Raw genomic sequence first — 8,739 nt, forward strand, 5'->3', positions numbered from 1 at the left:
GGGGGCCCGCCCCCCCCCGGGGGCCCCCCACGGGTGCGTCCGTACGTACGCCGCTAGGCCAGCGGCGCCTTGGCGCGCAGCACCTTCAGGAACTCCCGCATCCAGGCGGAGTGGTCGGGCCAGGCCCGGGCCGAGACCAGGGTGCCGTCGACGACGGCCTCGGAGTCCTGGAACCGCGCCCCGGCCGCCCGCATGTCGGGCTCCAGCGCCGGATAGGCGGTGACGCTGCGCCCGTCGAGGGAGCCGCTCGCGGCGGTGATCAGCGGGCCGTGGCAGATCTGCGCGATCGGCTTGTCCGCCCCCGCGAACGCGGCCAGGATCCGGCGCACGTCGGGATCGTTGCGAAGGTACTCCGGGGCCCGCCCGCCCGGGACGACGACGGCCGCGTACTCCTCGGGGGCCACGTCGGCGAAGGCGATGTCGGCGGGCCAGGTGTAGCCGGGCTTCTCCGTGTAGGTGTCGAAGCCGTCCTCGAAGTCGTGCACGACGAACCGCAGTTTCTTGCGCGAGGGGGCCGCGATGTGGACCTCGTACCCCTCCTCCTGCAGGCGCTGGTACGGGTAGAGCACCTCCAGGGACTCCGCCGCGTCGCCGGTCACGATGAGGATCTTCACTGCCATGGGCTACTCCAGGGAGCGCTGTCGACGGCCGGTCGGGGCCGTCCGGGCACCGCCTACCGTGCCCATGACGTCCTGGCGGCAAACCCCCGCGGTGAGCCCGTACGACACATGGTTTTAACCTGTTCGATACATGACAATGTGAGCCTCGCTCTGCCACCTGACACCCCGCCAACTGCCAGGGCGGGGGCGGTGCTTGTGGAGAGGTATCCCCCACGTCATGAGAATCTCCCGTACGGCCCCCTGGGCCGCCGGACTCGCGGCCGCCGCACTGTTCCTCATACCGGCCAACGCCACGGCCGGCCAGCAGCGGACGGCGGCTCCCCACGCCGCGACCGCCGCGGTCGCCGCGACGAGCGTCGACACGTACTACGCCGCCGCCGAGGGCAAGACCGGCGCCGCCCTGAAGACGGCCCTGCACGACATCATCAAGAACCAGTCCAAGGTCACGTACGACGGCGTGTGGAACGCGCTGAAGGTCACCGACCAGGACCCCGCCAACCCGAACAACGTCATCCTGGTGTACTCGGGCCGCTCCCAGGCCAAGAACACCAACGGCGGCGGCGTCAACGACTGGAACCGCGAGCACGTCTGGGCCAAGAGCCACGGCGACTTCGGCACCGTCACCGGCCCGGGCACCGACCTGCACCACCTGCGTCCCGAGGACGTCACGGTCAACAGCACCCGCGGCAACAAGGACTTCGACATGGGCGGCAGCCCGGTCGCCGAGGCCCCGGGCAGCTACACCGACGCCGACTCCTTCGAGCCGCGCGACGCCGTCAAGGGCGACGTCGCGCGCATGCTGCTCTACATGGCCGTGCGCTACGACGGCGGGGACGGCTTCCCGGACCTGGAGATGAACGACCAGGTCAACAACGGCACCGCCCCGCTCTTCGGCCGGCTCAGCCTGCTGAAGCAGTGGAACCAGATGGACCCGCCGGACGCCTTCGAGCAGCGCCGCAACCAGGTCATCTACGACACCTACCAGCACAACCGTAACCCGTTCATCGACCACCCGGAGTGGGTCAACTCGATCTGGTAGCCGTCCCGGAGGGCTACTTGACGTAGATCTCGTCGAGGGCGTCGATGACCCCTTCCGCGTTCAGGTGGTAGTGGAAGGGGAGCCCCCGGTCCGGGTGGGTGTCCAGCCACCCGGTCAGCTCGCTGGTGGAGATCGGCTTGCCCGTCACCGTGGAGGGCCCGAGGATCGGCGCCGTCGCGGTGATCTTGGCCGTCTCAGCGATCGGGATGTACGTCCACGGGCCCGACGGTTCGAAGCGCCCGGGGCAGCCGTACGTGCCGTGCTGGACGATGAGACTCGTCATACCGCCCTCGGGCGTGTAGCGCTGCACGGCGATCGTGTCGGGCGAGACCGGCATCCTGTGGTCGGCGCCGCAGGTCGGCGCGGGCGGCGGGGCCGGGGCGGGGGGATTCTTCCCCGCCGGGGTGGCGGTCGTCGCCGAGGGCTTGGGCGCCGCGCCGCTCTTCGAGGGCGCGGGCACGGCGGCCGTGGCGGTGGCGGTGGGCGGGGCCGGTGCGGCCGCGGTGGGCTTCGCGTCCGGCGCGGCCGGGTCGTCGCCGTTCTGACAGGCGGTGAGCGCCAGCACGCCGCACACCGCGAGAGCGGCCATGGCCGCCTGCCCCCGTACCGCTCTCATGGTCTTCTCCCTCTCCCGGATTCCGGCGTCGCCGCACCGTAACCCCCGGGATCCGGCCAGGGCGACGGCCGGATGCGGTTCGTCACCGGGCCGGGATCACGTTGTTGCGGAGTGCGGACCTCCGCCCCGCGCGGCGGACGCCGGTGACCGCTCGGCGGACGCCGGTGACCGCTCGGCGGACGCCGGTCAGGGGCCCAGCCGGCCGGCGAGGGCCTGGAACTGCGGCCAGGCCGCCTTCGGTGTACGGGGGTCCCAGACCTTCTGGGAGAGGGCCGCCAGCGGCATCCGGATGCCGGCCGCCACCTGGGCCGGGGTCTGGGAGGCGGCCAGATCGCACCAGACGGCCAGGCGGGCGCCGAGGACCTGCGCGTCGTACGAGGCCGGGACGGCGGCGGTGCCGCGCAGCACCAGCGGGGTCCACTGCTCGTAGATCCGCTTGCCGGTGGGGTAGGTGAACTGGTTGGGCTCGCCGAGGACGTAGTAGAGGTACTCGTCGTTGAGGTTGACCACCTTGCGGCCCGTGCTCAGGTACTCGGCCGGCGGCCGGGCGCCGTTCTCCTTGCCTGTCCAGTACTCGGCCTGGACGTCGGGGGCCGCCTGGACGACCCCGCTCCTGAAGATCCCGTCGTTCCACGCCTTGAGGGCCTTGCCGGAGGGGCGCACCACCGCCGCCCGGTCGTTGAGCCAGCCCGTGGCCAGGTCCCGTACCCGGGCGGAGGGCCCGTAGCGGGCGCGCGCGGCGCTCGCGAGCTGCGGGAAGGAGGCCTGGGGGTCGCTGACGACCAGCGCCTGGTACTCGTCGGCGCCCAGGTGCCAGGCCCCGGCGGGGAACAACGGCAGGTACTCCCGCAGCAGTTCGTCCACGAGCCTGGCCGACGCCGGGTTGGATATGTCCACGGCGCCCTTGACGGCCCGGCCCGCCGCATTGCGCAGTTGCAGCTCGGGGTGGGCCTTCAGGACCGCGCCGAGGTGGCCGGGCGAGTCGATCTCGGGGACGACCGCGATGTGCAGCCGGGCGGCGAGGGCGTTGATGCGGCGCACCTCGGCCTTGGTGAGGTGCGGGGTGGAGACGATCTCCGGGTGGGTGTCCGACTCGATGCGGAAGGCCTGGTCGTCGGAGAAGTGCAGGCCGAGCTGGTTGAGTTTGAGGTCGGCCATCTCGCGGAGCCGGTCCTCGATCCAGTCGGGGGCGAAGTTCTTGCGGGCGATGTCGAGGTTGAGCCCGCGCTGCGGTTTGGCCGGGGCGTCCTTCACCGTGCCCTCGGGGGCCGAACCGGCGCCGCGTATCTCCTGTTTGAGGGTGCGGGTGCCGTAGAAGACGCCCGCCTCGTCGGGGCCGGTGACGGTGGCCCGGCCGCCCTGCACGGTGAGGGTGTACGACTCGGGCGGGCCGGAGTCCCGGCCGGCGAGGGCCAGTCGTACGTCACCGGGCTGCGGCTGGTCGGACTCGGCGTACCCGAGGTGCAGTTCGCCGGCGAGCAGCTTGGCCTCGTCGGCGAGGGCCGCGCTGTCGGCGGGGGCCACGAGGACCCGTCCGGCGGGCGCGGGCTTCCAGCCGGGGCCCCGGGCGGGAACGAACTCGCGTACGGCCGGGATCGTGCCCGGGGCGGTGGACAGCGGGTACGAGGAGGCCGGCGGCGGGGTCGGGCCGTCGGAGGCGCCCCCGGTGGGCGCGGAAGCCGGCGGCGGGGAGGCGGCGCCGGGGGCGGGGCGGGTGTCCTGGGCTCCGGCGGAGCACGCCGGTACGGCGAAGGAGACCAGCGCCGCGGCCGCTGCCGTCGCGATGGTCCGTCCTCTCCTGATCCGCCGGTTCGTCTGCCTCATGGTGCACCGTTCCCCCGTACCAACCTGGCACGGGGGACGCGGTCGCGCGACCCGGGGTGGGGGGCGGCCGCCCGGGCCGTGCCCTGTGGATCAGGCCGCGCGGTCCAGGGCCTCCAGGGCGGCCGCGCCGAAGCGGTGGTCCTGCTCGGGGGCCCCGCCGACGGCTCCGACGAGGTGCCCGTCGCGGTGGACCGGGAGGCCGCCCGCGATGAACAGCAGCGGCCGGTCGAGGGCGGTGGGCAGGGAGTGGAAGGGGCCGCCGGGCAGGACGGCCTCGGTGAGGTCGGCGGTGGGGGCGTTCAGCTGGAGGGCGGTGAAGGCCTTGCGGGTGCTGGTCTCGCCGGAGATCAGGACGGCCCGGTCGTCGCGGCGGAAGGCCAGGGGGTGGCCGCCCGCGTCCAGGACGGTGACGCTGACCGCGACCCCGGCCGCCTCGGCGGCGGTGCGGGCGGCGGTGACGAGCAGCTCGGCGTCCTCGGTGGTGAGGGGGGAGACGGCCGTGCGGACGGTTCGGGACATGCGGTGCTCCTGTGGCGGTAGGGGGTCGCGGGGTCAGTGGTGGGCGGGGGCGGGGGCGGCGGGGGTTCCGGCCGCGACGAGCCGGCTCCCGTCCGCCGCGCGGCGGGCCGTACGGCGCTCCAGGGCTCCGGAGACCAGGGCGAGGGCCAGGGCGGAGGCGGCGAGCGCGGCGCCGACCCAGTTCGGGGCGGTCCAGCCGAGGCCGGCGCCGATGACGAGGCCGCCGAGCCAGGCGGCGAGGGCGTTGCCGAGGTTGAAGGCACCGATGTTGACGGCGGAGGCCAGCGTGGGGGCTCCGGAGGCCTGGTCGAGGACCCGCTTCTGCAGCGGCGGCACGGTCGCGAAGCCGAGGGCGCCGATGAGGGTGACGGTGACGGCGGCGCCCGCCTTGCTGTGGGCCGTGAGGGTGAAGGCGGCCAGGACGAGGGCCAGCGCGCCCAGGGACACGTACAGCATCGGCATCAGCGCCCGGTCGGCGAAGCGGCCCCCGACGAGGTTGCCGGCGACCATGCCGAGGCCGAAGAGGACGAGCAGCCAGGTCACGGAGGTGCCGGCGAAGCCCGCGACGTGCGTGAGCATCGGGGTGATGTAGGTGATCGCCGCGAAGACCCCGCCGAAGCCGAGGACGGTCATGGCCATCGCGAGCAGCACCTGGACGTTGCGGAACGCCGCGAGCTCGTGGCGGATCCGCACGCCTTCGGGGCGCGGCAGTTCGGGGACCAGCCGGGCGATGCCGAGCAGGCCGACGACGCCGAGCGCGGCGACGGCCAGGAAGGTGACGCGCCAGCCGAGGTGCTGGCCGACGAGGGTGCCGAGCGGGACGCCGACCACGTTGGCCACGGTCAGACCGGTGAACATCAGGGCGATGGCGCCGGCCTTGCGCTCGGGTGCGACGAGTCCGGCGGCGACGACCGCGCCGATCCCGAAGAAGGCACCGTGGGCGAGGGAGGCGACGACCCGGCCGGCCAGCATCACCCCGAAGGCCGGGGCGAGCGCGGAGAGCAGGTTGCCGACGACGAAGAGGCCCATGAGCAGCATCAGCATGCGCTTGCGGGGGACGCGGGTGCCGAGGACGGTCATCACGGGGGCGCCGAGGACGACGCCGAGGGCGTAGCCGGTGACCAGGAGGCCCGCGGTCGGGATCGAGACGCCGTAGCCGGCGGCGACCTCGGGCAGCAGGCCCATGATCACGAACTCGGTGGTGCCGATCCCGAAGGCCCCGATGGCGAGGGCGAGGAGCGCGAGGGGCATGGGCGTGCGGCCTTTCGGGGTGGGGAGGTGGTTCGGAACGGCGGGATGCTTGCACCAGCCGTTTACAGTCGTCCACATTAATTGCAGACGCCTGATACTTGCAAGCGCGGGCTATTGCGCTCATCGCCTATCCTGGGGCCACGCGTCCGCGCGCGCCCGCGCGCGTACGTCCTCACCACGGAGGAGCCCATGACGGCCACGGACAGCGCCCCCACCCCCCTCGCCCAGGGCTGGTGCGCCCTCTCCCTCCTCCACGGCCGGATCGAGGCGCACCTGGAACGGGCCCTCCAGGCGGGCCACGGGCTGAGCGTGCGCGAGTACTCGCTGCTGGACGTGCTCAGCCGCCAGCACGACGGCCCCGGCGGCCACCTGCGGATGCACCAGGTCGCGGAGGCGGTGGTGCTCAGCCAGAGCGCGACGACCCGGCTGGTCAGCCGTCTGGAGGACCGCGGCCTGCTGAACCGCTACCTCTGCGACACCGACCGGCGCGGCATCTACACCGACGTGAGCGAGGCGGGCCTGGAGCTGCTGGCCCGGGCCCGGCCCACCAACGCCGCCGCCCTGCGCGAGGCCCTGGACGAGGCGGCCCGGCGCCCGGAACTGGCCCCGCTGGTCGCTGCGGTCGAGAACCTCCGCTCCTAGGGTCTGTCCTCCGGTCGGCGGCTTCCGCCGCGCGCGGATCGGCTGCGATGGTGGTCAGCGGTCCGGAAGCGAGCGCGTCGGAGGATGACCCATGCCCCTCAGCCACTACGGAGTACTCGCCGCGCGCGCCGTCGAACGGCACCGCGAGGGGGGCGCCGACACCCCCCACTACGAGGTCCACCTCCGCGACGACGCCGGAACCCACTACCGGGCCGCGGTCAACGTCCTGTCGAAGGAGTCGCCGCACGAGTTGATGTACGTGGTGGTCGACGACTTCCGCCATCCACTGACCGGACAGCTCCCGGCGGCGGGCAGCGGCTGGAAGAAGCTGGACAGCAAGGCGGGCGGCGCCGCCCTCGACTTCATCCGCGGCAACCTCTTCGACCCCGCCGCCGTGCGGGTGCTCCCGCCGGACCTCCCGGGTGTCGACAACGACCTCTCGGACCTGTTCGACCACTACGTCCAGCGGGCCATCGCCGACCAGACGATCGGCCTGTTCGTCTTCGGGGACCGCTACGGGCCCAAGCCGCAGGAGCAGGACAAGGACTTCGGCTTCCGTCCCTCCGACGGCGTGCACGAGATCCACATGAACCAGGGCAACAGCAAGGCCTTCCGGGCACAGGACGGCGTCTGGCAGGACGGCGGGCTGCTCTTCCACCTGCCCGCCGAGGACCGGTGGGTCGCGGTGTTCCTCGCCTTCCAGTCCCAGAAGTGGCACACCGACCCCGTCACCGGCCACGCGCTGCCCGGCGCCCCGGCCCGCCCCCTCGACCACGCCGAACCCCTGAGGATCGTCGCCGCCCTGGTCAACCCGGCCGGACCGGCACCGCGGGCCGGGACCGTAACGGTGCTCAACACCTCCGCCACCGCCCTGGACCTCACCGGCTGGCACCTGGTCGACGAGGGCAGGAACCCGCTCCCGCTGCCCTCCCAGCAGCTCCAGCCGGGCACCGCGCTCACCGTCGCCGGCGGCGACGGCTTCCGGCTCGGCGACCACGGCGGCACCATCACCCTCTGGGACCCCTCGGGCCTCAAGGTCCACGGCGTCGCCTACACCGCCCGCCAGGCCGCCGACGAGGGCCGCACGATCGCCTTCTGAACCCGCCGCTACCCCCGCGTGGGCGATGGGGTCGAGGAGGCCGACGGCTGGCCGGCGCCGGCCGCCGTCCCCGCGGAGGGCACCGCCGAGCCCTGCGGCACGGGGGCAGTGGACGGGGGCGTCGTACGGGGCGGACGGGCCGAGGGGCCCGACGGGGTCGGAGTGGCGTGCGGGCTCGGGGCCTGCGCCGACGGCGACGAGGGCACCGCCGAGGGCCCGGGGGCCGGGGGCGTGCCCGGCGAGGCCGGGGCCGGGGTGAGCTCGGGCGGGGCGGCGGGCGGTACCGGGCGGGCCGGGAGCTCGTCGGGGCCGAGGACCAGGTAGCCGGCCAGGGCGGCCGCCGCCAGACCGGACAGGCCGGCGAAGGCCCACGCCGAGCGGCGCAGCCACACCCGGGGCGCCTTGAGGTGCGGGCCCGGCGGGTCGGCCGGGCGCAGCGAGCGCACGGTGACCTCCTCGGCCCGGGCCTCCATGGCCTGCCGCAGCCGGCGCTCCACGGGGCGTTCGCCGGTCATACCCGTCCCTCCAGAATCCGTTCCAGCGCGTCCAGGGCGCGGCTGGCGTTCGACTTCACCGCGCCCCGGCTGATGCCCAGGGTCTCGGCGATCTCCGCTTCGCTGAGGTCGGCCCAGTAGCGGAGCACCAGCACCTGGCGGCGGCGCGGGGTCAGCCTGCCCAGCGCGGCCAGCACCTCGCGGTGTGCCTCGTCGAGGACGACGGACGCTTCGGCGGAGGGTACGTCGGCCGTGACCGGCGGGTTCCACGCGCGGGCCGTGCGGCGCCGGCGCAGCACGGAGCGCGCGGTGTTCACGACGGCGGTGCGCAGGTAGCCGAGCGCGTTGTCCACCTCCGTGATGTGCTCCCCGTAGCGGCGGTACAGGGCGGTGAAGGCGTCCTGGACCACGTCCTCGGCGGTGCCCAGGTCGTCGACGAGGAGCACCGCGAGACGGACCATGGACAGCCGGTGGGCGTGGTAGAGCTCGCTGACGGTCGGCGCGGGGTCGTGGGCGTCCGGGCCGGCCGTGCCGTAGGTGTACGGGTAGGGGTGCGCGCCGGGGCCGGCCGGCGCGGCGGGGCTTTCGCGGCGGGTGAGCCACCACCACAGGCCCCGCCACGCCCGGGTGATCCC

10 protein-coding genes are annotated in these 8,739 nt (G+C 74.1%); 3 read left to right on the top strand and 7 right to left on the bottom strand.

Going from position 1 to position 8,739, the window contains the following annotated elements:
• Positions 1 to 53 precede the first annotated feature (53 nt).
• Positions 54 to 620, bottom strand: a complete 567-nt coding sequence (locus AB0F18_RS37035) for a DJ-1/PfpI family protein (protein ID WP_362069264.1) — start codon at positions 618 to 620, stop codon at positions 54 to 56.
• A gap of 217 nt (positions 621 to 837) precedes the next feature.
• Here AB0F18_RS37035 and AB0F18_RS37040 point away from each other — a divergent pair, with 217 nt between their 5' ends.
• On the top strand, positions 838 to 1,659 hold the full coding sequence (locus AB0F18_RS37040; RefSeq protein ID WP_362069267.1) for an endonuclease: 822 nt from the start codon (positions 838 to 840) through the stop codon (positions 1,657 to 1,659).
• 13 nt (positions 1,660 to 1,672) lie between these two features.
• Here AB0F18_RS37040 and AB0F18_RS37045 read toward each other — a convergent pair whose 3' ends face one another.
• The 4 genes from AB0F18_RS37045 to AB0F18_RS37060 all read right to left on the bottom strand — a co-directional run bounded on the left by AB0F18_RS37045 (position 1,673) and on the right by AB0F18_RS37060 (position 5,869).
• Complete coding sequence (locus AB0F18_RS37045; RefSeq protein WP_362069270.1) at positions 1,673 to 2,275, bottom strand: hypothetical protein; 603 nt, start codon at positions 2,273 to 2,275, stop codon at positions 1,673 to 1,675.
• Positions 2,276 to 2,461: 186 nt separating this feature from the next.
• Positions 2,462 to 4,099: a glycoside hydrolase family 20 protein gene (locus AB0F18_RS37050; protein WP_362069273.1), complete on the bottom strand. Its 1,638-nt coding sequence runs from the start codon at positions 4,097 to 4,099 to the stop codon at positions 2,462 to 2,464.
• A 90-nt stretch (positions 4,100 to 4,189) separates the two neighbouring features.
• Positions 4,190 to 4,618, bottom strand: coding sequence for a heme-binding protein (locus AB0F18_RS37055; protein WP_362069276.1), 429 nt, complete (start codon positions 4,616 to 4,618; stop codon positions 4,190 to 4,192).
• Between the two features lie 33 nt (positions 4,619 to 4,651).
• Positions 4,652 to 5,869 carry an MFS transporter gene (locus AB0F18_RS37060; protein WP_362069279.1) on the bottom strand — a complete coding sequence of 406 codons (1,218 nt, stop codon included), beginning with the start codon at positions 5,867 to 5,869 and terminating at the stop codon, positions 4,652 to 4,654.
• 189 nt (positions 5,870 to 6,058) lie between these two features.
• Here AB0F18_RS37060 and AB0F18_RS37065 point away from each other — a divergent pair, with 189 nt between their 5' ends.
• A complete protein-coding gene (locus tag AB0F18_RS37065; RefSeq protein WP_362069282.1) occupies positions 6,059 to 6,511 on the top strand; it encodes a MarR family transcriptional regulator in 453 nt (150 codons plus the stop codon).
• Positions 6,512 to 6,602: 91 nt separating this feature from the next.
• Positions 6,603 to 7,610, top strand: a complete 1,008-nt coding sequence (locus tag AB0F18_RS37070) for a DUF2278 family protein (RefSeq protein ID WP_362069285.1) — start codon at positions 6,603 to 6,605, stop codon at positions 7,608 to 7,610.
• An 8-nt stretch (positions 7,611 to 7,618) separates the two neighbouring features.
• On the opposite strand, the gene AB0F18_RS37075 is transcribed toward AB0F18_RS37070, so the two are convergent.
• Together AB0F18_RS37075 and AB0F18_RS37080 are read right to left on the bottom strand one after the other, a co-directional pair.
• Positions 7,619 to 8,125, bottom strand: coding sequence for a hypothetical protein (locus AB0F18_RS37075; RefSeq protein WP_362069288.1), 507 nt, complete (start codon positions 8,123 to 8,125; stop codon positions 7,619 to 7,621).
• Positions 8,122 to 8,736 carry a SigE family RNA polymerase sigma factor gene (locus tag AB0F18_RS37080; protein WP_362069291.1) on the bottom strand — a complete coding sequence of 205 codons (615 nt, stop codon included), beginning with the start codon at positions 8,734 to 8,736 and terminating at the stop codon, positions 8,122 to 8,124. Before AB0F18_RS37080 ends, AB0F18_RS37075 begins: the two co-directional genes overlap by 4 nt.
• Between the last annotated feature and the right edge of the window lie 3 nt (positions 8,737 to 8,739).

Origin of the sequence: Streptomyces sp. NPDC029216, from assembly GCF_040648015.1 — a bacterium.
Classification (GTDB): Bacteria; Actinomycetota; Actinomycetes; order Streptomycetales; family Streptomycetaceae; genus Streptomyces.

Coding starts and splice junctions, on each gene's coding strand:
- AB0F18_RS37060 (WP_362069279.1), bottom strand. CDS start 5,869: ATGCCCCTCGCGCTCCTCGCCCTCGCCATCGGGGCCTTCGGGATCGGC.
- AB0F18_RS37040 (WP_362069267.1), top strand. CDS start 838: ATGAGAATCTCCCGTACGGCCCCCTGGGCCGCCGGACTCGCGGCCGCC.
- AB0F18_RS37065 (WP_362069282.1), top strand. CDS start 6,059: ATGACGGCCACGGACAGCGCCCCCACCCCCCTCGCCCAGGGCTGGTGC.
- AB0F18_RS37035 (WP_362069264.1), bottom strand. CDS start 620: ATGGCAGTGAAGATCCTCATCGTGACCGGCGACGCGGCGGAGTCCCTG.
- AB0F18_RS37050 (WP_362069273.1), bottom strand. CDS start 4,099: ATGAGGCAGACGAACCGGCGGATCAGGAGAGGACGGACCATCGCGACG.
- AB0F18_RS37075 (WP_362069288.1), bottom strand. CDS start 8,125: ATGACCGGCGAACGCCCCGTGGAGCGCCGGCTGCGGCAGGCCATGGAG.
- AB0F18_RS37045 (WP_362069270.1), bottom strand. CDS start 2,275: ATGAGAGCGGTACGGGGGCAGGCGGCCATGGCCGCTCTCGCGGTGTGC.
- AB0F18_RS37055 (WP_362069276.1), bottom strand. CDS start 4,618: ATGTCCCGAACCGTCCGCACGGCCGTCTCCCCCCTCACCACCGAGGAC.
- AB0F18_RS37070 (WP_362069285.1), top strand. CDS start 6,603: ATGCCCCTCAGCCACTACGGAGTACTCGCCGCGCGCGCCGTCGAACGG.